The sequence below is a fragment of the Rhizobium sp. BK251 genome, from assembly GCF_004345245.1.
Taxonomy (GTDB): domain Bacteria; phylum Pseudomonadota; class Alphaproteobacteria; order Rhizobiales; family Rhizobiaceae; genus Rhizobium.
The window spans coordinates 204,516-227,111 of sequence record NZ_SLUQ01000002.1; the positions used below are offsets into that span (position 1 = coordinate 204,516).

Sequence of the window (22,596 nt, forward strand, 5' to 3'; positions counted from 1 at the left end):
TAGTTTTGAAGCGGCGGGAAGAGTTGCTTGAAATGGCATGTGGCCGGATCGCCGATCTGGATCGGCCCGCCTATGTCAAGAACAGCGAATTGCGCTATGTGGCGGTCAACGAGCCCTATGCCCATTTCTTCGGCCTCGATATCTCGGATTTCATCGGCCGCCGCACGAGCGAAATGTTCGCCGGCGCAGAGGCAAGGGACCGGGAGGACAAGGAGCGCCGGGCGCTCGTGTTCGGGACAGAAGAGTTGGCGTCCTGCCTCGATCCCTCCGGCAGCGAGCGTTTCGAGTTCCAGATCGAAAGCTTCATCCCTTCGCAAGACCGCGCTTACATTCTCGGCCTGGTGCACGAGAAAATCGCCGGGCGGGCGATCGGGGAAGGGCAGCCGTCCAATGCTAACCGCAACGCGGACCTCGAGCGGATTCAAGAGGCGCTGGAAACCGTTCCCTATCCGCTGGGCATTTTTGCCGATGACGGGCGAACGATCGTCGCGAATGCGGCGTACCGTGCCGGCGAGGACGACAGTTCCGCTGCGCCGGCCCCGGCTTCCTCTTCGCGCGCACCGGACCCCGGAGCCGAGCTCTCCTCCAGCCTTGCCGAAGGCGCGTTCGACCTGATCGACGTCGGCGTCTGCGTCTACGATCCGGACAATCGCCTCGCCTATGCGAACGCGCCGTGGCGGGAGTTCTATCGTCCGCTGATCGGCGAAATCGACATCGGCACGGATCTGCGCACAGTCCTGGAACGCCTCTACGCCTTCCGCAGCGAATTGGCCGCGCAGAAAGGCTTGCCGAATGCCGATCGCGAGAGCTGGATCGGCGAGTGGCTGGAGAACTTCTCCCACCCTTTCCACGAAACGGTCGAAAAGACGCTGAGCGGCCGCTGGCTGCGGATGATCAACAAGCGCCTGCCGGATGGCAGCCTCATAGGCTTGCGGGTCGATGTGACGGAGCTCAAGGAGCGCGCAAGCGAGCTGCAGCGGCTTCTCGCCAGGGCCGAGGCCGCCGATCGTGCCAAGTCCGAATTCCTAGCCAATATGAGCCATGAGATTCGCACGCCGATGAACGGTGTGCTCGGCATGGCGGAACTGCTCGCAAAGACCGATCTCGACGCCCGCCAGAAAACCTTCGTCGATGTGATCGCCAAGTCCGGCAATGCCCTGCTGACGATCATCAACGACGTGCTCGACTTCTCCAAGATCGATGCCGGGCAAATGACGCTGCGCCCAGCTCCCTTCGATCCGGCCGAGGCGGTGGAGGATGTCGCATCCCTGTTGTCATCGGCGGCCGCAGAAAAGGACGTGGAGCTCCTCGTTCGCCTTGCGCCGACATTGCCGTCCATGGTGACAGGCGATGCGGGCCGCTTTCGGCAGATCGTTACGAATCTCGTCGGCAATGCAGTGAAGTTCACGGAACGGGGACATGTTCTCGTCGAGATGGATTGCCGGCCGGGCGAGGACGAAGAGACCACGCTCAGCCTTCGGGTCGAGGATACGGGCATCGGCATTTCCGTCGACAAGCTCGACATCATCTTCGAGAAATTCTCGCAGGCCGATTCTTCCTCCACCCGCCGGCACGAGGGCACCGGCCTCGGCCTTGCGATCACCGCCGGCCTTGTCAATCTCTTCGGCGGCCATATCGAGGTCGAAAGCGAGCTTGCCCAGGGCTCGGTCTTCACCGTGCATCTGCCGTTCAAGCCCGCAGCGGCGCGCGGCGATCCCCGGTTTCTGCCGGTGAACGTCAAGGGCGCCCGCATTCTCGTCATCGATGACAACGAGATCAACCGTCGGATCGTGACGGAGCAGCTTCAGGGCTGGGGCTTCGACGGCTTTGCCGCAGAGGACGGCGCGACGGGGCTCGCGATCATCGAGGAGGCGCTTGCCCTCGGACTGACGATCGATGCCGTCGTTCTCGACTATCAGATGCCGGTGATGAATGGGGCCGAGGTTTCGCAGCTCATCCGCGCCGACAGTCGCTTCAACGCCATTCCGATCATCTTCCTCACGTCCATGGACATTGCGGGAGCGGACCGGGAGTTCGCCGCCCTGAACGGCCAGGCACATCTCATGAAGCCGGCGCGTGCCAACGTGCTGCGCAACACGATCGTGGAGGTCGTGCGGGCTGCGCGAATGCCGCCGACTGCGGCTCCGATCGCAGGCAATGCGGCAGGGGAGAGAACCCCCATTGTCGTCGAACCCGAGAAAGAGCGGCAGCCGCTCGCTGGCGCCGTGGCGCCTACCGGAATCCTCGACGTGCTCGTGGCCGAGGATAACGAGGTCAACCAGATCGTCTTTACCCAGATCCTGCAGGCGACCGGCCTCAGCTTCCTCGTGGTCGACAATGGCCTCAAAGCAATCGATGCGTGGGATAGGTATCGCCCCCGGTTGGTGATGATGGATGTCTCCATGCCGGTGATGAACGGCCATGAGGCGACCCGTGCGATCCGTTCGCGCGAGCTTGCCGAATGCCAGGGCCGGCACGTGCCCATCGTCGGCGTCACGTCGCATGCGATGGAGAGCGACCGGGATCTGTGCCTCGAAGCGGGGATGGACGACTACATATCGAAGCCCATCAGTCCGGAACTGCTCGAAGCGAAGATTTCGCGATGGCTCGGCTCGGCATTCGTCCGTTCGGGACGGTCAGGCCTCTGAGGCCGGCTTCAGGCCGCAAAGCATCTCGCGTTTGCCCGCAAAGCCCTTGCGCCTTTCGACGGCGAAGCCCGCAGCCTGAAGATTGCGCCGCACGAAGCCCGCCGCGGCATAGGTCGCGAAGCTGCCGCCTTCCCGGGTCCTGTCATGGACAAGCTGCATCAATTCGGCCGACCACATGTCACCGTTGCGCGAAGGCGCGAAGCCATCCAGATACCATGCGTCGAACACCTCGCTTGACGCGGCGACGCCTTCGAACGCCGGGCCACAGACGACGCTGAGGCGGGTCTGTCCATCAAGCTCCAGACTTGCAGTGCCGGATGCGGGGTCGGGCCAGGCAGCAACGAGAGCCTTGCGCTCGGCGTCAATTTCCGGCCAGTGCGCTAGCGCGCGGTCTATGTCGTCGCCCCGCATCGGGAAAAGCTCGAACGAGACAAAGTGCAACGTCGAACCCGCCTCGCGAACCAGCTTCCATTGGCGCCAGGTCTCGCAGAAATTGAGGCCGGTGCCGAAGCCCAGTTCGCCGATCAGGAAGGATTGCCGGCCCCGCCAGCGCTCCGGGAGACCGTTGCCGTTCAGGAAGACGTGCCCACATTCCAGACGCCCGTCCGTCTGGCAATAAAAGTGGTCGCCAAAGGCCGTCGAATAGGGCATATCGCCATCGCGCCATTCGAGTTGCATCGGGCCGCCGGTCTCACGGGAATGAGTATCTGTCATGGAACGAGCGGATAATCCCGCAGCGCCGCCGGGTCAATCGTCGATCGATCTGCTGATCGTCGGCGGCGGAATCATGGGGCTCTGGGCCGCCGTCCATGCGGAGCGTGCGGGCTTGAATACCGTGCTTTTCGATGCGGCGGCGCTCGGGAGCGGAGCGAGCGGCGGGCTTCTCGGCGCGCTTATGCCTCACATGCCGGACCGCTGGTCGGAGAAGAAGCAGTTCCAGTTCGAGGCACTGGTCTCACTTGAGGCCGAGATTGCTGCCCTGGAGGCCGCCACCGGCCTTAGCGCCGGGTATCGGCGTTCGGGACGGATCGTGCCCTTGCCGAAGCCGCATCTGCGTCGCATCGCCGAGGGTCATTCTCGTGACGCTGAGGCCCATTGGCGCCATGGCGAGAGACGTTTTCACTGGCATCTCCGCGACGAGGCCCCGGTAGGCGAATGGGTCGATCCCGCGTCGGGCGAAAGTGGCTTTGTCCATGACACGCTTGCCGCACGCGTGGCGCCACGTTCGCTGACTGCGGTTCTTGCTGCCTTCCTGCGCAACGCCCGACATGTACGCATCGTCGAAGGGACGGAAGTGCTGGCGCTTGACGCAGGGCAGGGCATTGCGAGGACAAGCACGGGCGATATCCGTTTCGGACGCTGCATTGTTGCTGCCGGCTACCGGTCGTTTCCGCTGCTCGATGCCATGACTCCCGGTCTTCAAGTACCACTCGGCCAACCGGTGAAGGGGCAGGCGGCGCTTCTGAAAGCGGAGGTCGATCCTGATCTGCCCGTCATGTTCAGGGACGGGCTGTATATCGTGCCGCATGAGGGCGGGCATGTCGCGGTCGGCAGCACCAGCGAGGACAGCTTTGCAGAGCCCTTCACGACCGATGAGCGTCTGGACGCCCTTGTCGCAGCGGCCCGGGCTCTGGCGCCATGTCTCGGTCACGCGACCGTGGTGGAACGCTGGGCGGGATTGAGGCCGAAGGCGATCGATCGAGATCCCATGGTCGGGCCGCATCCCGACAACCCAGGGCTGATTGCGTTGACCGGCGGGTTCAAGGTCAGCTTCGGTCTTGCGCACCGGCTCGCCGCGGCAGCCATTGGCCTGGCCCGCGACGAACCCGATGCAGTCGCCCTGCCACGGAGCTTCTCGCTAGCGAACCATATTGCGGTCGCATCACACAAATCGTGAGCGGCAAGGTTGCTGCGCTTCGTCAATCTGTCACGCAAATCACCTATCTCCTTCGCCGTCGGCTAAAATACGCGCCGGCAGACGCCTACGGAGGAGGCCGCATGCGCTACGCTATCTGCTTTACGCCCTCGGCGAGCGATCCGCTGACGTTTGCGGGGGCCAATTGGCTGGGCCGGAACGTCTATTCCGGCGAGATGGTCGAACCGCCCGGCATCCGCGGCCTTGGCATCCATGAGGTCGCCTTTCACACGGCGCTGCCGCGCCGGTACGGGTTTCATGGAGGGTTGAAGGCGCCTTTCCGCCTCGCGCCGGACGTCTCGGAAGCAGCCCTGCTGCGGGAACTCATGCGCTTTTCCGGCACGCTCCTGCCTTTCACGATTCCCTGCCTGGAGATCGCCCGGCTCGGTAATTTCTACGGTCTCGTTCCCTCCCACCGCTGCGAGTCTCTCGAGCACCTCGCATCGGCCCTGGTGCAGCAGTTCGATTGCTTCCGGGCACCGCTGTCTGAAGCCGAGATCGAGCGCAGCGATCCCGACGGCCTGTCGGCCGCCCAGTTCTCCAATCTGCATCGCTGGGGCCATCCTTACGTGATGGACGAATTCCGTTTCCATATGATGCTGACGGGGCCTGTGAACTCGGCGGACATGCCCCGTCTCGAGCAGGCGTTGCGCAGCTTCTTCGAACCGGTGCTGGCCGATCCGATCCCCGTCTCCAATATCGCTTTGCTGATGGAAGAGGGAAACGGCGGGCCGTTCCGGGTGCATTCGCTGCATCCGATGGGCAAGGTGAGCGCCCGCAAGTTCGCCTGAGCGACCCGCGTTAAACCCTTGTGCCCGCGAGGCAAAACTCGCTTCCGTACTTTCAGTCTCGACAAGCAGGCCATCCGTGCTTACCGTCTCCAGGTATTCGAGAAGGTGATCCGATGGTATCCGAGACCTATGCCCGCAATCTTGTCGGCTACGGCCGCAGCACTCCTGATCCGAAGTGGCCGGGCGACGCGCGCGTAGCGGTTCAGTTCGTTCTCAACTACGAGGAAGGCGGGGAGAGTTCTATCCTTGATGGCGATCCCGCTTCGGAGAATCTGCTTTCGGAGATCGTCGGTGCGGCACCGTGGCCAGGTCAGCGCAACCTGAACATGGAATCGATCTACGAGTATGGTTCGCGCGCCGGCTTCTGGCGGCTCTGGCGCATGTTCACCGGTCTCAAGGTCCCGGTCACGGTCTATGGCGTGACACTTGCGATGGCACGCAATCCGGAGGCGGTCGCGGCGATGAAGGAGGCCGGCTGGGAGATCGCCAGCCATGGCTATCGCTGGCTGGAGTACAAGGATTTTCCCGAGGACGTGGAACGCAAGCATATTCTGGAAGCGGTACGGCTCCACACCGAACTCACCGGCGAGCGGCCCTACGGGATGTATCAGGGCAAACCCTCCGACAATACGCTGCGGCTGGTGATGGAGGAGGGCGGTTTCCTTTATTCCTCGGACTCTTACGCCGATGATCTGCCATATTGGGTGAAGGGTGTCGATGCCGAGCCATTCCTCATCATCCCCTATACGCTCGATACGAACGACATGCGCTTTGCGACGCCACAGGGTTTCAACTCCGGCGATCAGTTCTTCACCTATCTGAAGGATGCGTTCGACACTCTTTACGAAGAGGGCCGGGAAGGCAGTCCGAAGATGATGTCCGTCGGCCTGCATTGCCGCCTCGTCGGGCGACCGGGCCGGGCCGCGGCGCTGCGCCGCTTCGTTGAGTATGTTCTGAAGCACGACAAGGTGTGGATCCCGAAGCGCATCGAGATCGCTCGTCACTGGCACGAGCACCACAAGCCGGAAGCAATCTGATGATCTCTCGCGATGAGTTCGTATCTCGCTTCGGCGGCGTCTTCGAACATTCCCCCTTCATCGCCGAGCGTGCCTATCATGATGGCTTCATCGGCGAGGCTCTGACGGTCGATCGCGTGCATACAGCGCTCGTGGCAATCTTCCGGGCGGCGAGCGAAGAGGAGCGTCTCGGCGTTCTGCGCGCCCATCCCGATCTTGCCGGACGGCTGGCGATTGCCGGCGAGTTGACGGAAGACAGCAGGCAGGAACAGGCCGGCGCGGGCCTCGATCGCCTGAGCGCTGCCGAGCATGCGCGCTTCACCGAACTCAACAACGCCTATGTCGAGAAATTCGGCTTTCCCTTCATCATCGCGGTGAAGGGGCTCGACAAGAACGACATCCTCGCCGCCTTCGAAAGGCGGATCAAAAATAGCCGTGAGGAGGAATTCGCGGCAGCGACCACGCAGGTCGAAAAGATTGCGCTTCTGCGCCTGACATCCATGCTTCCGGAGAAATGAATGACCGAGAATACCGCATCGAGCCTGCCATCTTTTGCCACCGGCGCCATCAATCTCGCTTCAGCCCGGCTCGGCGCAAAGGGCATCTACGCGACGGACGAGTTCTTCGCTCCGCTTGAGCGCATGCTGCAGGACGTGCCGGCAAGCTTCGACCCGGACCTCTATGACGACAACGGCAAGTACATGGATGGCTGGGAAAGCCGGCGCAAGCGCGTTTCCGGCCACGACTGGGCCATCGTGAAGCTCGCGATGCCGGGCCGCATCTTCGGCTTCGACGTCGATACCAGCTATTTCACCGGCAACTACCCGCCGCACTGCTCGATCGAGGCAGCCTTCGTCGAGAGCGGTGACCCGACCGATGCGACGCAATGGACGGAGATCCTGGCGAAATCGCCGCTCGGCCCCAGCGCCCAGCACTTCTTCGAAAATGCCGACAGAGAAAAGATCTGGACGCATCTGCGGTTGCACATCTATCCCGACGGCGGCGTGGCGCGTCTTCGCGTCTATGGCTCTGCCTATTTCGACTGGACAAAGGTCGGCGCGGGCGAGGAAGTCGACCTCGGCTATATCTTCAACGGTGCGAAATCGCTTGCCTGGTCGGATGCCCATTACGGCCATCCCGACAAGATGCTTGGACCCGGCCGCGGCATCAACATGGGCGACGGTTGGGAGACCAAGCGCCGTCGCGGCCCCGGTCATGACTGGGCGATCATCCGCCTTGGTCATCCGGGCGTGCTGAAACGCATCGTCGTCGATACCGCCTTCTACAAGGGCAATTTCCCCGACACCTGCGAATTGCTCGGCGCCTACCTGCCGGAGCTGGGCGATACGCTTTCCGAGGCCGATATCGCGGCTTCGGAGACCTGGAAGCCGATCCTGTCGCGCAGCAAGCTGCAGGCGGACCACACCCATGAATATGGCGCCGGCGCGATCGCCGATATCGGGCCCGTGACGCATGTGCGCTATGCCATGCATCCGGACGGCGGCACGATGCGGCTGAGGCTCTACGGGGTGAAGGCTTGAGCGCTTCCTTCTTCATGGCGGCTCGCCTATATTTGCGGCATCGGGAGTGATGCCGCATGAGACCTTCTGAAGTGCTGGAAAAGAACAGGAAGGCGATCCGTGAAGCGACGAAACGCTTCAACGCGGCGAACCCGCGCGTCTTCGGATCGGTGGCCCGGGGCGAGGACAAGGCGGATAGCGATCTGGATATTCTCGTGGATGCGCTGCCGGGATCGACCCTTCTGACGTTGGGGGGACTTCAGGATGCCCTTGAACAAATGATGCTCGGCACGCCAATTCATCTGCTGACGCCGGGGGACTTCCCCGAGCACGTTCGCTCACGTGTTCTTGCGGAAGCCAAGCCCATATGAATTCAGATCGTCTTCGCCTCAATCTTGATCGCATGCTGCAGGCGGCATCTGACGCCAATCGTTTTACAGACGGCATGGATAGGGAGGCATTCAAGGCGGATGTCGTGCTGCAGCGCGCAGTCGGAATGAGCCTTTTGATGGCCGCTGAAGCGGCAACGCAGATCATGGAGAAGTATCCAGAGTTTGTTGCCGAGCACCCGGAGCTTCCCTGGAGTTCAATACGAGGCATGCGCAACCGGATAGCTCATGGCTATTTTGAAATCGACCTCGACAAGGTATGGGATACCGCTCGTTTCGAGGCTCCAGATATGGTTGCGAACATCTACACGCTCCGCAACTGGCGAGCCCAAGGCGAATAGCATGTCCGAATATCTCGACATCAAGCCGCTCACCAAATCCGCCTTCGGGCCTTTCGGCGACGTCATCGAGGCCGATCCCACGACGGTACGCCTCATCAACAATGGCACGACGGAGCGCTTCCATGCACTCGCAGCAGCAGAAGCCGCAGGCGAGGGCGCGCGCGTGATCATCAACATCTTCCGCGGCCAGCCGCGGGTCTTCCCCCACGCGGTCGTCATGATGGAGCGGCATCCCTTCGGCAGCCAGAGTTTCTCGCCGCTATCGAACAGGCCGTTTCTTGTGGTCGTGTCGTCCGACGAGGGGGGGCAGCCGGGGCGGCCGCAGGCATTTCTGGCACGAGGTGGTCAGGGCGTGAACTATCACCGCAACGTCTGGCACCATCCGCTGATGGCGCTTGGCGAAGCCTCCGATTTCCTAGTTGTCGATCGCGACGGCCCTGGCAATAATCTTGAGGAATTCTTCTTCGAAACCCCGTTCATCATCAGAGAACCGGCCCTATGACAGGACTGACGACCCACGTACTCGACACAGCTCTCGGCAGGCCCGCCCAAGGGCTGAGGATCGAGCTCTTCCGCGTCGACAACGATTATCGCACCCATCTGAAGACGTTCGAGACAAACGCTGACGGCCGGGTGGACGGAGGCCCGCTTCTTCATGGAGAGGAGTTCAGGGCTGGGTACTACGAGCTCCTCTTTCATGCCGGTGACTATCTGCGGGCCTCGGGTGCAGCCCTGCCGCACCCGGCTTTCCTCGATCTCGTGCCGATCCGTTTCGGCATCGCAGACACCTCGGCGCACTACCATGTGCCGCTCCTGATCTCGCCCTACGGCTATTCCACCTATCGCGGCAGCTAGGCATGCGCTTTGCGGCAATCGCTGACATTCACGGCAACTGCCTGGCGCTTGACGCAGTGCTTGCCGATATCCGCGCTGAAGGCATCTCGGACATTGTCGATCTCGGGGATTGCTTCAGCGGTCCGCTGGAGGCGGGAAAGACGGCAGACCGGCTTCTTGAACTGAATCTGCCGACAGTCCGCGGCAATCACGACCGGTACTTGATCACTCAGGCGCTAGACGAAATGCATGCTTCGGACGCTACTGCTTTCCGCCAGCTGGCCAACGCCCATCTCGAATGGCTGCGAAAGCTTCCGACCGAACTTGTCATAGGGGAGAGGCCTATCTCTGCCACGCGACGCCGCGAAACGACTGTCTCTACTGGATGGAAACCGTGGCCGAGGACGGGCGGGTATCGTTGCGGCCGCAGCCGGAGATCGAGACGCTGGCTGCGGGCGTCGACCTGCCGTTGATCCTCTGCGGCCATACGCATCTTCCGCGCATCGTGCGGCTCTCGGGCGGACGTCTGCTCGTCAATCCCGGCAGCGTCGGCTGCCCGGCCTATGAGGACGACAGGCCCTATCAGCACAAGGTTGAGACGGGGCATCCGATGGCAAGCTACGCTATATTGGAGAAGACAACGGCTGGCTGGGCCGCATATTTTCGCACCGTCCCCTACGACCACATGGCGATGTCGAAGCGGGCAACGAAAAACGGCCGCCCGGAATGGGCGGCCGCGTTGGCGACGGGACGGGTGTGAGAGCGGAAGTTCGCTTTAGCTTTCGGAAGCATCCTTGGGGGCGGGAGCCGGTGCCGATCCGGGGGCATTTACCAGAATCGGTCCCGCGGTGGCGGCCTTCGGTTTCGGGCTATCGAGATTTGCAAGCAGCGACGAGACCGCATTCTCGCCATCAAAGCCCGCTTCCCTCATCAGTTTGTCCAGGATCGGCTTGTTTGCCTGGTACGCAAGAAGCTGCCCGGCGAGGCCTTCTCCCATGCCGATGCCCGAGCCGTTGCTGCCCACACCTCCACCACGGCCGAGCATGCCGCCGGTGTCGAATATGCGGATGTCGGAGATCTTTTCGATCGGCTTGACGGCCTCGGCGAGCGCGGACGGGATGATGCGAATCCGCTCGCGGGTGATTTCGAACTCGATGATCGCTGCGCTGAGCTTGTTGCGGGCGTCGTTGAGCAGTGCTTCGCTCTCGGCTTCTGCCTTGCCCGTCTCCAATATGCCCTTTGCTTTGATGATGGCGGCATCGGCCTCGGCGGTAGCGAGGGTCTTGATCGCCTCGGCCTGATCGAGTGCCGCCTGCTTTTCGGCTTCGGCTCCGACAGTGACGGCAGTTGCCTCCGTCTCGGCTTTCTTGCGCGCATCAATGACCGCGATCTGCTTTTCACGCTCCGCGATTTCGACGGCCTTGGCAGTTTCGACCTTTTCTTCGGCAGCTATGGCGAGTGCACGAGCTGCTTCGGCGGTAGCCTTCGCTTCGGATTCCTCGCGGCTTTTGTTGGCGACAGCGATCGCGCTTTCCTGCGCCACGATCTGGAGGTCGCGCTTGGCTTCCGTGTCGCGTTGCTGGACGGCGCGTGTTGCGTCGATATTGGCGCTTTCACGCGCCTGCTTTGCGGCAGCCTCACGTTCCGCGATCGCCTGCTGCGATGCGATGCGAGCTTCTTCTTCCGCCCTTTTCGCAGCCTGTTCCTGCTGAGCCGTCTCGGCGCGCGTTGCCGCTGATTTGTTGGCGATGTCGCGTTCCTGGCTGAGCTCGGCCTCGCGCTTAGTGCGTTCGATGGCGAGCGACTGCTGGCGGGCCTCGAGATCCTTCTGGGCGATGGCGACTTCGGTGTCGCGCACGATCTCGTTTCGCTCCTTCTTGCGGCTTTCGGTAATCCGCGTCAACGCGGCAAGGCCCTGTGCGTCGAAGAAGTTATTGGCGTTGAAGTGCTTTATATCGGTCTGGTCAAGACGCGTCAGGGAGACCGATTCCAGCTCGAGACCGTTCGATTGCAGGTCCGAGCCGACGGCCTCCTGGACGGCCTTGACGAAATCCATGCGCTGCTCCTGCAGCGCGTCGAGGTTCATCGTTGCGGCGACAGAGCGCAAACCATCGACGAACTTCGCTTCGATCAACACACGCAACTCTTCGGCATCGTTTGTGCGATTGCCCAGCGTCTGAGCGGCAAGCGCGATCGACGAGGCGTCCGGCTTGACGCGCACATAGAATTCGGCACCGATATCGACGCGCATGCGATCCTTTGTGATCAGGGCATCGCCCTCGCCACGCCGCACCTCCAGGCGCAGGGTCTTGAGATTGACGCGGGCGATGGAGTGGAAGATGGGCAGCACGACCGAACCGCCGTCGAGTACGACTTTCTGCCCGCCAAGGCCGGTGCGCACATAGGCTTCATCGCGGCTCGAGCGGGTATAGAGCGAGGCGAGCACAAAGCCGATGCCCAGAATGAGGACAATCCCTATGCTCGCAGGCAGAATGACGTCGTAAATCATGAATTCTCTCCCAAAGATAAATTGCCCGGTGCGATGAGCTCGTCCGGAGCCGAAACTGCAATGAATATATCCGCCCTGCGATCGACGAGCAGGATCCTCGCGCCAACGGCGAGGGGACGCTCGTCCTTTGCCGCTTTCGCTCGAAGGCTGTGCCAGTTGCCATGCGCATCCTTGAGGCGGATGCGACCGGGAAGTCCTTGATTGAGTGGTCCGATAGTCACTTCCGCTGTTCGTCCTACAAAATCCGAAAGATCGACGGCATAGGTTTCGTCGCGCGGTACGATGCGAGCCACGGTCCGGCTTGACGCGCGGACCAGCGGCACAGCCAGCACAATCGCGGGGACAGTTGCCGCCAGTGCGGGCAGCGGCGTCCATAGGGCATTGGAAATGGCCTGTATGACGAAACCGGCAATCGAAAAGAGGCCGAGCGCCATCAGTATCAAGACAAGAATAGGGACGCCGCCGACATTCAGCCAGGACAGGAGACCCGCAATCCCCTCATGTCCATCAGTGTGCGGCTTGTCGATCATCTCGCCGAAGGAGAAGCCGAGCAGCATGGCGAGAACTTCGATTGCGGTCAGGCCGGCCATCATGAGGGCCGCGGCCGCAAAGGGGGCGCACTCTGGGGCGAAGAGGAGGTTCATGAGATTATTGGCTACCCACCTTGAAACGCGCGAGCCTTGCCTCGATTGCCTTCTCACGGTGCAAACGGTCGAGTTCATCGAGTTCGATGCCGCTGGCAACTTCTCCTAACGGTACGCCTGTTACCCGCGAGACCGCCGCCGCTGCCTTTGCTGCGCTGGCGCCGGGTTGCGCGCGGGCGCCACCAGGCGACGATTTCGATGCATGCTGTGCAAGGCTGCGCTTGTAGTCGGAGAGGCGGGCCTCGGCTTCCCTTCGGGTGGCAAGCACCGCCTGAAGTGCCTTCTGGCCCTCGTCCACATGTTCCTTTGCGTCGGCAAGCGCCTTGTCGAGGGCAGCAATCTGGGCTTCGAGATCGATCTGCCTCGAAACGCCAGCCTTTGCGAGGTCATCGCGCCCGGACGACACCGCGAGACGGATCTTTCCATCCAGGGCGCTTATGTCTTCGTCTATCTCGGTACGGCGGCCTGTGATGCGATATTCCTCGGCGCGCGCCCTACCGAGATCGGTTCGTGCTTCCTCGGCCGCAGAATCAATCTCTCGGATCGCCTGCTCGATGATCGCGAGCTTGTTCGCGCCTTCGGCCTTGTCGATGGCGGCGTTTGCAACGCCCGCGATCAGGCGGCCCATTCGCGAAAGAACACCCTCATTCATGCTTTCCTCCATCCGTGGCGAATTCGGCGTGACGCCGATGTGGATTTCATAGCGGCCTCCCGTGACGACGAGAAATGCCGGGAAGATATTGACCCATCCCGACGAGTAGCCCGCGACATCGAATGGCACCGCTACCCGGCCGCTGACCGTCGCGATCGTCAGATCGGAGGGCCCCTTGATGGCGAAGAGTTTTTCATCCAGCGGTAGATGGTTTATGCTGCCGGCCGGTGCGCGATTTGACGCAAAGTCGCGCAGGCCCAGCGTCACAAGACGCGCTGGCAGGCCGGTCTGTTCACGCACCTTCTCGTAGGCAAGCTCGTGCAGGACCACGAGATTGGCACCAGCCTTCTCGGACACGATACCCCCTACGATAGCGGCCATCCGGTTATACGCGGCGATCGTTTCATCTATCGCAACGCGCGCATCATCCGACGGCGCCAACATGTAGCGCAGCGTGGATTGTGGAGATGCTTTTGTCGACGATACCATGAGCACAACATAAAGTACCGCTTTGGTGCTTTCAAGGGATGCCTAAAAAAGAATCTTCGATAGTTAACAACGCCTGATTGCTGGCATTGATAGCTCGCCATTGCGGAATAACGACAAGGAGTGGCGAACGGACGCTACTGACGGCCGACGATGATCGAGGAGTTTATGTCCTTTATGTCGCGCTTGCCGCAGAGCGCCATGGTGAGGTCCATTTCCTTGCGGATGATTTCAAGCGCGAGCGTTACGCCTTGCTTGCCCATGGCGCCCAGGCCGTAGAGGAAGGGGCGGCCGATATAGGTGCCCGTGGCGCCGAGCGCGACTGCCTTCAGCACATCCTGGCCCGATCGGATGCCGCCATCGAGATGGATCTCGATGCGATCGCCCACCGCGTCGACGATCTTCGGCAGCATGCCGATCGTGGATGAGGCGCCGTCAAGCTGGCGGCCCCCATGATTGGAGACGATGATGGCGTCCGCACCCGTGTCGGCGGCGGCTCTTGCGTCTTCCGGGTCGAGGATGCCCTTGATGATCAGCGGACCGCCCCATTGCTCCTTGATCCAGGCAACGTCGCTCCAGGAAAGCCGCGGGTCGAACTGCTCGGACGTCCAAGTGGAGAGGGAGGAGATGCTGGAGACGTTCTTCGCATGGCCGATGATGTTGCCGAAGCTGTGCCGCCTCGTCTTCAGCATCTCGAGGCACCAGAACGGCCGGGCCGCCATCTGCCAGAGATGCTTTGGCGTCAATTTCGGGGGGGCGGAGAGGCCGTTACGCAGATCCTTGTGCCGCTGGGCAAGGATCTGGAGGTCGGCCGTCAGCACCAGGGCGGAGCACTTGGCCGCCTTGGCGCGGTTGATGAGGCTCAGCACGAAGTCCCTGTCGCGCATGACGTAAAGCTGGAACCAGAAGGGTTTCGTCGTCACCGAGGCAACGTCCTCGATCGAGCAGATGCTCATCGTCGACAGCGTGAAGGGGATGCCGAATTCCTCCGCTGCACGGGCCGCCAGCATCTCGCCGTCGGCGTGCTGCATGCCGGTCATGCCGGTCGGGGCGAGCGCCACCGGCATGGATGCTTTCTGGCCGACCATGGTCGTTTCAAGCGTCCGGTTGTCCATGTCGACCATAACACGCTGGCGCAACTTTATCTGGCCGAAGTCGCTTTCATTCGCCCGATAGGTCTGCTCGGTCCAGGCGCCGGAATCCGCATAGTCGAAGAACATCTTCGGCACGCGCCGCCGCGCGCGTTTCTTGAGGTCGGCAATAGTAAGAGGCGTGCCCATCCGCAATCTTTCAGATCTGCCAAATATTACAAAAATAGCACGCTTTATGGCGTCCTGGCATTGATTTCCCATGTTGCCTTGAGGTTATCGCGCGGTCTCTCTCTGCTTGTTCGACAAGTTTGCCTTTGCCGCCACTCCGGCCACATAGCTTTCGGCGATGGCGCGGTCGTCGCCCATGGTCTGGAGGAGGAACAGCTCTTCCGGCAGCGTCTTTACCACCTCCATCTTGAGCGCCATCGCCGGTGTCGCGGCGGCGTCGAGAACGACGAGGTCGGCGTCCGTTCCCGGCTCAAGCGTGCCGATACGGTCCTCGAGCGACAGCGCTTCGGCGTTGCCGAGCGTCATGTGGTAATAGCTGTCCAGCGGGTTCAGCCGTTCGCCGAGCAATTGCTGGATCTTGTAGGCCTCGTCCATGGTGCGCAGCATGGAATAACTCGAGCCGCCGCCGATATCGGTGGCAACGCCGATCCGGACCGGCTTCTCCCGGCGCACCAGCGCCTTCATCGGGAAGAGGCCGGAGCCGAGGAAGAGGTTGGAGGTCGGGCAATGGACGGCAATGGAGCCCGCCTCGCTCATCGCGTCGGCCTCGCGCTCGGAGAGGTGGATGCAGTGGCCGAAGAGCGTCCTGTCGCCGAGCAGGCCGTAGTGGGCGTAGATGTCGGTGTAGTCGGCCGCTTCGGGATAGAGCTCGCAGGTATATTTGATCTCGTCGTGGTTTTCCGAGAGATGAGTCTGGATGTGCAGGTCCGGAAACTCGCGGGCAAGCGCTCCCGCCGCTTCCATCTGCGCCGGCGTAGAGGTGATCGCAAAGCGCGGCGTGATGGCAACGTGGTTGCGCCCTTTGCCGTGCCAGTCCGCAATCACCTGGCGGGTTTCGTCATAGCCCATCTCAGGCGTGTCGAGCAGGCCTTGCGGGGCGTTGCGATCCATCATCACCTTGCCGCCCACCATGCGCATGTTGCGCTTCACGGCCTCCGCGAAGAAGGCGTCTGCGGAGGTCTTGTGCACCGAGCAATAGGCGACCGCCGTCGTCGTGCCGTGGCGGATCAGTTCGTCATAGAAATGCCCCGCGATCCTTTGCGCATGGGCAGTCTCCACGAACCGGCATTCTTCGGGAAAGGTGTAGGTATTCAGCCATTCCAGCAGGTTTGCGGCATAGGAGGCGATTACCTGCATCTGCGGGAAGTGCAGGTGCATGTCGATGAAGCCCGGCATGATCAGATGCGGGCGATGATCGATCTCGGCGATGCTTTCGGGCGCCTCGGCCTTGATGTCCGCGTAGGGGCCGATTGCGGCGATCAGGCCGTCCTCGATCAGCAAGCCGCCGTCTTCCTCGTAGAGGTAGCTTTCGGTGTCGGTCAGGCTGAGTGGCGCGCGCCTGAAGGAGAGCAGGCGCCCGCGCAGAAGTGTCTTCGTCATTGGCTCTTGCCTTGAACTGCGCTTTCGAACCAGGCGACCAGCAGCTTACGCTCGTCCGGCGTGATGTCCGTGACGTTGCCGGGCGGCATGGCGTGGCTGCGGCCCGCCTGTATATAGATCTCGCGCGCATGGGCGGCGATTTCGGCATCGTTTTCGAGGATGACGTTCTTCGGTGGCCGGGCCAACCCCTCATAGACGGGCTCGGCGGCATGGCACATGGAACAGCGCGTGGAGATGAGTTCCTTGACCGCCGGGAAGTGCGGATCGCCGGCGAATTGCTGGAAGGCGGGAGCGACGGAAGCCTGATCGCCGCCGGTCAGCACCTTCGGCACGGTCGAAAGCCACATGATGATGATGAAAAGGATGACCGTGACGATCCATGTCCAGGTCGGCCGCCCCTTGCGGGCATGGGTGGTGTTGAACCAGTGCCGGATGGTCACGCCCATCAGGAAGACGAGCGTAGCGATTACCCAGTTGTAGGCGGTGCCGAAGGCCAGCGGATAGTGGTTCGACAGCATGAAGAAGATGACGGGCAGCGTCAGGTAGTTGTTGTGGAGCGAGCGCTGCTTGGCGATCTGGCCGTACTTCGGATCCGGCGTGCGCCCAGCGATAAGGTCGGCAACCACGATCTTCTGGTTCGGGATGATGATCATGAAGACGTTGGCCGACATGATTGTGGCCGTAAAGGCGCCGAGATGCAGGAAGGCGGCGCGGCCGGTGAAGACCTGTGTATAGCCCCAGGCCATGAAGACGAGAACCGCGTAAAGCACGATCATCAGGCCCCAGGTGTTGTTGCCCAGCGGCGACTTGCAGAGCAGGTCGTAGACGATCCAGCCGACGGCGAGGGAGGCGAGCGAGATCAGGATCGCGGTGGGGGCGTTGATGTCGAGCACATGGCGATCGATCAGGAACAGATCGGCGCCGCCGTAATAAACGATGCAGAGCATCAGGAAGCCGGAGAGCCAGGTGAAATAGCTCTCGTATTTGAACCAGGTCAGGTGCTCCGGCATCTGGGCCGGCGCCACGAGGTATTTCTGGATATGGTAGAAGCCGCCGCCATGGACCTGCCATTCCTCGCCATGGACGCCTTCGGGAAGATGCGGGCGCTTCACAAGGCCGAGGTCGAGGGCAATGAAATAAAAGGACGAGCCGATCCAGGCGATCGCTGTAACGACGTGAAACCAGCGGGCCGCAAAGGCCAGCCACTCCCACGCAATGGCATACTCATACATCACTAACCCCTGTTCTTCCTCCGATTCACTAGCATGCAAAATGTTCCGACAGGAGGAAAGAGAAAGCGCGCAAGCCGACGAATTTTGCTGCACTGCAAAATAATCGTACTGGAAATGTGAAGCTTCTGTTACATTTGTATTGCAAGGCCGCCGGGATGAGGTGGAAACCGCAGCAACGGCGGGGCATTCATCAACGGAGAATAGCCCATGCGCAATGCAATGATTGCAATGATTGCCGTGATGTCGACGATGTTTGCGTACGTGTCATGCGCCAATGCCCATGATGCACAGTCGGGTTGGAAATACGAACCTTACTGCTGCAACGGCAACAACCACACCGGTGATTGCCAGATGATACCAACCAAGAGCGTGAGGATAGTCCAGGGTGGATATCAGGTCACGCTTGCTCCGGGCGATCACAGGCTCGTCACACGGAGTCATGTCTTCAAGCTGCCGCAGCAGACCGCCAGACGGTCGCAGGACAGCGAATACCACCTCTGCCTGTTCCCGGACGAAAATACTCCACGCTGTTTCTATGCTCCTGACATGGGATTCTGAGGCTGCGTGTTGCCGCCCGGCATCTCGTTCAGTATCCAGTTGCGAAACGCCTTGATCTTCGGAACGTTGCGGCGGTTCTCCGGATAGGCGAGCCAGTATCCGCGGCCATCGGTGCATTGGAGTTCGAACGGCCGGAACAGCTTTCCGGTCGCGAGTTCTTCCGGATAGAAATCAGGTGTCAGAATGGCCACGCCCTGGCCTGCGACAGCAGCGGCTGCCTCGTAGGCCTGGGCGCCATAAAAGCTGGTGGTCCGCGTCCCCAAGCCCGCGGTGGACACACCGGCTGCTTCGAGCCATTGGTGCCACCAGGGATCGGTGAGATCAAAAATCCGGAGCTTCAGGAGGTCCGCGGGCTCATGGACGCCACCAATGCTCTCGGCAAGCGCCGGGCTTAGCATCGGCGTGAAATGGACGTCCATCAGCTTGTCGGCGCGCAGCCCGGGCCAATCTCCCTTGCCCGAACGGATGCCGACATCGACTGCTTCACGGGCGAAATCGACCAGTGTATCGGAGGTGCTGAGACGCACCGCAATATTCGGATTGGCGAGCTGGAAATTGCCAAGTTTGCGCGCGAGCCATTGGGACGCGAATGTCGCCAGACAGGTGATCTGCAGCATCACTTCCGTTTCGCCGCGCGCCTCGGCCATGGCAAGCTGCAACATCTCGAAGGCCTCGGCGACCTGTGGCGCCAGCCGCTCACCGGTTTCCGTCAGGCTGATCTGCCGCGGGCGGCGCAGGAAGAGCGGTTCACCGACGTTCTCTTCGAGCAGCTTCACCTGATAGCTGACGGCCGTCTGGGTCATGCCCAGCTCTTCTCCAGCCTTGGTGAAACTGCCAAGCCGCGCCACGGCGTCGAAGACGCGCAGCGCGTTCAGCGGAAACTGCCTCGATAGCTTCATGGATAAGCTCTCTTTATGCATGCAGACGGTTGTTCGATTGGAATTGCAGCATTTTCTGGCCCACACTGCAAGTACATCATCAACGGAGTGCAGGTGACCATCATGGATTGCTCAACCATCGAACGGACTGAAGGCCATGTCGATCTATCGCTGCCGACGCTCGGTTCGCGCCTCCAGGCCTGGTTCAATCGCACGTTCGTCCATTCCTCGCGGCTCGATCTCGAAGCGATGCCGGACAGGGTGAAGCGGGATCTCGGATTTCTGGACGGGCGCGACCCGCCCTACGAAGGATGGTAGGCTGAGAGCGCCGTCAGGATTTCGGCCGCTGTCATGGCGGCGATGACTTCCGGCCGCTTGTCTCTGACCGTCGATCCGCCGATCGGAAGGGTGAGGCGGCCGAGCCAGGACGGATCGCCGCCAACTTCACGAACGAGCCAGCTGGCGAAGGTCGCCCGCTTGGTTGCCGAGCCGATCATGCCGATATAGGCAAGGTCGGTGCGGGCAAGGGCTTCCTGCGCGATGAGAAAGTCGAGCGCGTGGTCGTGCGTCAGGATCACCACGGCCGCACCTGCCGGTATCTCCCTCGCGATCGCCTCCGGCATCGGCACCAGCAGGGTCTTCATTTCCGCGGGCAGATTGGCGAGTTCATCCTTGCGCGTCTCGACGACGGTGACGGAGACGGGAAGTGGGGCGAGGGCGGCCGCAAGCGCACGCCCTACATGGCCCGCCCCGAAGAGGTAGACCTCCGGTAGTTGGTCCGCCTCGCCGCGCCGCCGGCCTTCCAGTTCGCTGACGATCGGGTCCGTCACGCGCCGGAAGCGCAATTGCGTGCGGCCACCACAGCACTGCCCGATTTCGGGGCCGAGCGGAATATCCATCGTTTCCGCTCCGCCCGCGCCCGAAAGAAGTTCGCGGGCGTTGCGGATGGCGAGGAATTCGAACTGGCCGCCGCCGATCGTGCCCCACATGGCATTCTCGGCAACGAGCATGAAGGTGCCTGCCTCGCGCGGCGTCGAGCCTTGCGTGCCGACGATTTCTACGAGGATGACGTCCGGACGCGTCGCGAGGAAAACGCGAAAGTCGCTCTTGGGAATGAACCCGGACAGGATCTCGCGCCGCGACATATCACACCTGCCTCAACCTCTCGACTGCCATCAGGACGCGCTCCGGCGTGGCCGGAGCATCGAGTTTCGGGCAGACCTTATAGTCGGCGACGCTCGCAACGGCCATGGAAATGGCCTCCAGCACCGAAATCGCCAGCATGAAAGGCGGTTCTCCCACCGCCTTGGAACGCCCGATCGACGCCTCGGCGTTTTCGGACCATTCGGCGAGGCGAACGTTGAAGATCTTCGGCCGGTCGGACGCGAGAGGGATCTTGTAGGTCGATGGCGCATGCGTGCGCAGCCGTCCCTTGCTGTCCCACCACAACTCCTCGGTCGTAAGCCAACCCATGCCCTGTACAAAGGCGCCTTCCACCTGGCCGAGGTCGATGGCCGGGTTGAGCGAGCGGCCAACGTCGTGGAGGATGTCGGCACGCTCCACCTGATATTCGCCCGTCAGCGTGTCGATCGACACCTCCGAGCAGGCCGCGCCATAGGCGAAGTAATAGAAAGGCCTGCCGCGCCCGGCCTGGCGGTCCCAGTGGATCTTCGGCGTCTTGTAGAAGCCGGCGGCCGAAAGCTGGACGCGGGCGAAGTAAGCCTGCTTGATCAGATCGGGGAAGGGTATCTCGGCATCGCCGATACGCACACGGTTCGGCAGGAACACGACAAGAGAGGGGTCGACGCCCCATTTCTCTGCGGCGAAGGCGACGAGCCTTTCCTTGATCTGCCGGGCGGCGTCGAAGGCGGCCATGCCGTTGAGATCGGAGCCGGAGGAGGCGGCCGTCGCGGAGGTGTTCGGAACCTTGCCGGTCGTCGTCGCGGTGATCTTCACCCGTTCGATATCGACCTGGAAGGCATCGGCGAGAACCTGCGCCACTTTCGTGTAGAGGCCCTGGCCCATCTCCGTGCCGCCGTGATTGAGATGGATCGAGCCGTCCTGATAGACATGGACGAGCGCGCCCGCCTGGTTGAAGGCGGTCATCGTGAAGGATATGCCGAACTTGACCGGGGTCAGCGCAATGCCCTTGCGGATAAAGCGGCTCGAGCGATTGAACTCGATGATCGCCCGGCGGCGGGCCTGGTAGTCGGCAGACTCTTCCAGCTCATCGACCACGCGTGCGATGATGTTGTCCTCAACCTCCTGATGATAGGGCGTCAACACCCGCTCGGAGCCCTTGGCGCCGTAGAAATTCAGCCTGCGGATATCGAGAGGGTCCTTGCCGACGGCGTAGGCGATCTCTTCGATGAAGCGCTCGGCCCCCAGCATGCCCTGCGGGCCGCCAAAGCCACGGAAAGCCGTGTTTGAAACGGTATGGGTCTTGAGCGGCTTCGAGGTCAGGTGCACATGCGGGTAGAAGTAGCTCGAATCCGCATGGAAGAGTGCGCGGTCGGTCACTGGCCCCGAGAGATCGGCGGAAAAGCCGCAGCGGGCCGCATAGGTCGCGTCGACAGCGTGGATCCGCCCTTCCTCGTCGAAGCCGACCTCGTAGTCGACGAGAAAATCGTGGCGCTTGCCGGTCGCTGCCATGTCCTCGTCGCGGTCGGGGCGGAACTTGATCGCTCGGCCGAGCTTCTTTGCAGCGATCGCGGCCAGGGCTGCGAACTGGTTGCCCTGGGTTTCCTTGCCGCCGAAGCCGCCTCCCATGCGCCGTATATAGACGGTCACCGCATTGGAGGGGATGTTGAGCACATGGCCAACCATATGCTGGATCTCGCTCGGATGCTGTGTCGAGGACCAGACTGCGACCTCATCGTCCTCGCCTGGAATCGCCATCGCGATGTGGCTCTCGAGGTAGAAATGCTCCTGGCCGCCGATACGCATCTGGCCCTTCAGCCGGTGCGGCGCTTTCGCCATTTCCGTTTCCGGTTCACCGCGCTTCAGCGTCATCGGTTCGACGACGAGCGGACTGCCGTTCGTCAGCGCGCCGTTGATGTCGCTCCAGTGCGGCAGGTCGCGGTACTCAATCTTCGCCTTTCGGGCAGCGCGGCGCGCGGCGTCCCGGGTCTCGGCGATCACGGCGAAGATCGGCTGGTTGTGGAATTCGACCAGCGTTTCGGCGAGCAACGGCTCGTCATGACGGCCGGCCGGGCTGACGTCGTTGACGCCCGGCACGTCCTTGCCGGTGAAGACCCAGACGACGCCTGGGGAGGCGGCTACCGCGGAGAGGTCCATGCTGAGGATTTCGGCATGGGCACGATCGGAAAGGCCGAGCGCACCGTGGAGCAGCCCGGCAGGCTCCGGAATGTCATCGATATAGTCGGCGGTGCCCGTCACGTGCTTGTGCGCCGAATCGTGGCGCAGCGAGCCGTGTACGGAGCCGTTGATGATCTTGCGTTCCTCGAAGGTGGACTTGTCCATT

The 22,596-nt window shown here is 62.0% G+C and carries 22 protein-coding genes and 1 pseudogene; 13 read left to right on the forward strand and 10 right to left on the reverse strand.

Annotation, left to right across the window (positions count from 1 at the left end; all coding sequences use genetic code 11):
- The first annotated feature begins 5 nt into the window (after positions 1–5).
- On the forward strand, positions 6–2,648 hold the full coding sequence (locus EV286_RS04895; RefSeq protein WP_245500611.1) for a response regulator: 2,643 nt from the start codon (positions 6–8) through the stop codon (positions 2,646–2,648).
- Here EV286_RS04895 and mnmD read toward each other — a convergent pair.
- Complete coding sequence (mnmD, locus tag EV286_RS04900; protein WP_132955899.1) at positions 2,637–3,362, reverse strand: tRNA (5-methylaminomethyl-2-thiouridine)(34)-methyltransferase MnmD; 726 nt, start codon at positions 3,360–3,362, stop codon at positions 2,637–2,639. The two genes, EV286_RS04895 and mnmD, sit on opposite strands and share 12 nt — an antisense overlap.
- On the opposite strand from mnmD, the gene EV286_RS04905 reads away from it, so the two are divergent.
- From EV286_RS04905 to EV286_RS04950, 10 genes and pseudogenes are all read left to right on the forward strand, one after another.
- Positions 3,361–4,545: an FAD-binding oxidoreductase gene (locus tag EV286_RS04905; RefSeq protein WP_132955900.1), complete on the forward strand. Its 1,185-nt coding sequence runs from the start codon at positions 3,361–3,363 to the stop codon at positions 4,543–4,545. The two genes, mnmD and EV286_RS04905, sit on opposite strands and share 2 nt — an antisense overlap.
- 101 nt (positions 4,546–4,646) lie before the next feature.
- Positions 4,647–5,354, forward strand: a complete 708-nt coding sequence (locus EV286_RS04910) for a DUF1045 domain-containing protein (protein WP_132955901.1) — start codon at positions 4,647–4,649, stop codon at positions 5,352–5,354.
- Positions 5,355–5,467: 113 nt separating this feature from the next.
- Complete coding sequence (gene puuE, locus EV286_RS04915; RefSeq protein ID WP_132955902.1) at positions 5,468–6,391, forward strand: allantoinase PuuE; 924 nt, start codon at positions 5,468–5,470, stop codon at positions 6,389–6,391.
- Positions 6,391–6,888: a 2-oxo-4-hydroxy-4-carboxy-5-ureidoimidazoline decarboxylase gene (uraD, locus tag EV286_RS04920; RefSeq protein ID WP_132955903.1), complete on the forward strand. Its 498-nt coding sequence runs from the start codon at positions 6,391–6,393 to the stop codon at positions 6,886–6,888. Before puuE ends, uraD begins: the two co-directional genes overlap by 1 nt.
- Complete coding sequence (alc, locus tag EV286_RS04925) at positions 6,889–7,911, forward strand: allantoicase (protein ID WP_132955904.1); 1,023 nt, start codon at positions 6,889–6,891, stop codon at positions 7,909–7,911. It abuts the gene before it with no gap.
- A 56-nt stretch (positions 7,912–7,967) separates the two neighbouring features.
- A complete protein-coding gene (locus tag EV286_RS04930; protein ID WP_132955905.1) occupies positions 7,968–8,261 on the forward strand; it encodes a nucleotidyltransferase family protein in 294 nt (97 codons plus the stop codon).
- Positions 8,262–8,293: 32 nt separating this feature from the next.
- The gene (locus EV286_RS04935; protein WP_245500612.1) at positions 8,294–8,620 is read left to right on the forward strand and encodes a HepT-like ribonuclease domain-containing protein; all 327 of its coding nucleotides are present in this window, start codon (positions 8,294–8,296) and stop codon (positions 8,618–8,620) included.
- A gap of 1 nt (position 8,621) precedes the next feature.
- On the forward strand, positions 8,622–9,122 hold the full coding sequence (locus EV286_RS04940) for an ureidoglycolate lyase (protein ID WP_132955907.1): 501 nt from the start codon (positions 8,622–8,624) through the stop codon (positions 9,120–9,122).
- Positions 9,119–9,475, forward strand: coding sequence for a hydroxyisourate hydrolase (gene uraH, locus EV286_RS04945; protein WP_132955908.1), 357 nt, complete (start codon positions 9,119–9,121; stop codon positions 9,473–9,475). Before EV286_RS04940 ends, uraH begins: the two co-directional genes overlap by 4 nt.
- Positions 9,476–9,477: 2 nt before the next feature.
- Positions 9,478–10,214: pseudogene (locus EV286_RS04950) on the forward strand (metallophosphoesterase family protein).
- Between the two features lie 15 nt (positions 10,215–10,229).
- On the opposite strand, the gene EV286_RS04955 reads toward EV286_RS04950, so the two are convergent.
- The 6 genes from EV286_RS04955 to puuD form a co-directional block, all read right to left on the reverse strand.
- Positions 10,230–11,963 carry a flotillin domain-containing protein gene (locus EV286_RS04955; protein WP_132955909.1) on the reverse strand — a complete coding sequence of 578 codons (1,734 nt, stop codon included), beginning with the start codon at positions 11,961–11,963 and terminating at the stop codon, positions 10,230–10,232.
- Complete coding sequence (locus tag EV286_RS04960; RefSeq protein WP_132955910.1) at positions 11,960–12,607, reverse strand: OB-fold-containig protein; 648 nt, start codon at positions 12,605–12,607, stop codon at positions 11,960–11,962. The genes EV286_RS04955 and EV286_RS04960 overlap by 4 nt, the downstream gene beginning before the upstream one ends.
- A gap of 4 nt (positions 12,608–12,611) precedes the next feature.
- Positions 12,612–13,748 (reverse strand): PspA/IM30 family protein, encoded by a 1,137-nt coding sequence (locus EV286_RS04965; RefSeq protein WP_132955911.1) that lies wholly within the window; start codon positions 13,746–13,748, stop codon positions 12,612–12,614.
- A 134-nt stretch (positions 13,749–13,882) separates the two neighbouring features.
- On the reverse strand, positions 13,883–15,025 hold the full coding sequence (locus EV286_RS04970; RefSeq protein WP_132955912.1) for an alpha-hydroxy acid oxidase: 1,143 nt from the start codon (positions 15,023–15,025) through the stop codon (positions 13,883–13,885).
- Between the two features lie 84 nt (positions 15,026–15,109).
- Positions 15,110–16,444 carry a guanine deaminase gene (guaD, locus tag EV286_RS04975; RefSeq protein WP_132955913.1) on the reverse strand — a complete coding sequence of 445 codons (1,335 nt, stop codon included), beginning with the start codon at positions 16,442–16,444 and terminating at the stop codon, positions 15,110–15,112.
- Positions 16,441–17,676, reverse strand: a complete 1,236-nt coding sequence (puuD, locus tag EV286_RS04980) for a urate hydroxylase PuuD (RefSeq protein ID WP_132955914.1) — start codon at positions 17,674–17,676, stop codon at positions 16,441–16,443. Before puuD ends, guaD begins: the two co-directional genes overlap by 4 nt.
- A 228-nt stretch (positions 17,677–17,904) precedes the next feature.
- On the opposite strand from puuD, the gene EV286_RS04985 reads away from it, so the two are divergent.
- Positions 17,905–18,234 carry a hypothetical protein gene (locus tag EV286_RS04985; RefSeq protein ID WP_132956316.1) on the forward strand — a complete coding sequence of 110 codons (330 nt, stop codon included), beginning with the start codon at positions 17,905–17,907 and terminating at the stop codon, positions 18,232–18,234.
- On the opposite strand, the gene EV286_RS04990 is transcribed toward EV286_RS04985, so the two are convergent.
- Complete coding sequence (locus EV286_RS04990) at positions 18,210–19,133, reverse strand: LysR substrate-binding domain-containing protein (RefSeq protein ID WP_132955915.1); 924 nt, start codon at positions 19,131–19,133, stop codon at positions 18,210–18,212. The two genes, EV286_RS04985 and EV286_RS04990, sit on opposite strands and share 25 nt — an antisense overlap.
- Positions 19,134–19,235: 102 nt before the next feature.
- Here EV286_RS04990 and EV286_RS04995 point away from each other — a divergent pair, with 102 nt between their 5' ends.
- Positions 19,236–19,430 carry a hypothetical protein gene (locus tag EV286_RS04995; protein WP_132955916.1) on the forward strand — a complete coding sequence of 65 codons (195 nt, stop codon included), beginning with the start codon at positions 19,236–19,238 and terminating at the stop codon, positions 19,428–19,430.
- Here the strand turns inward: EV286_RS04995 and xdhC are convergent.
- The gene (xdhC, locus tag EV286_RS05000) at positions 19,415–20,257 is read right to left on the reverse strand and encodes a xanthine dehydrogenase accessory protein XdhC (RefSeq protein WP_132955917.1); all 843 of its coding nucleotides are present in this window, start codon (positions 20,255–20,257) and stop codon (positions 19,415–19,417) included. The genes EV286_RS04995 and xdhC overlap by 16 nt on opposite strands.
- Before the next feature lies 1 nt (position 20,258).
- Positions 20,259–22,595, reverse strand: coding sequence for a xanthine dehydrogenase molybdopterin binding subunit (gene xdhB / locus EV286_RS05005; RefSeq protein ID WP_132955918.1), 2,337 nt, complete (start codon positions 22,593–22,595; stop codon positions 20,259–20,261).
- Position 22,596 lies beyond the last annotated feature (1 nt).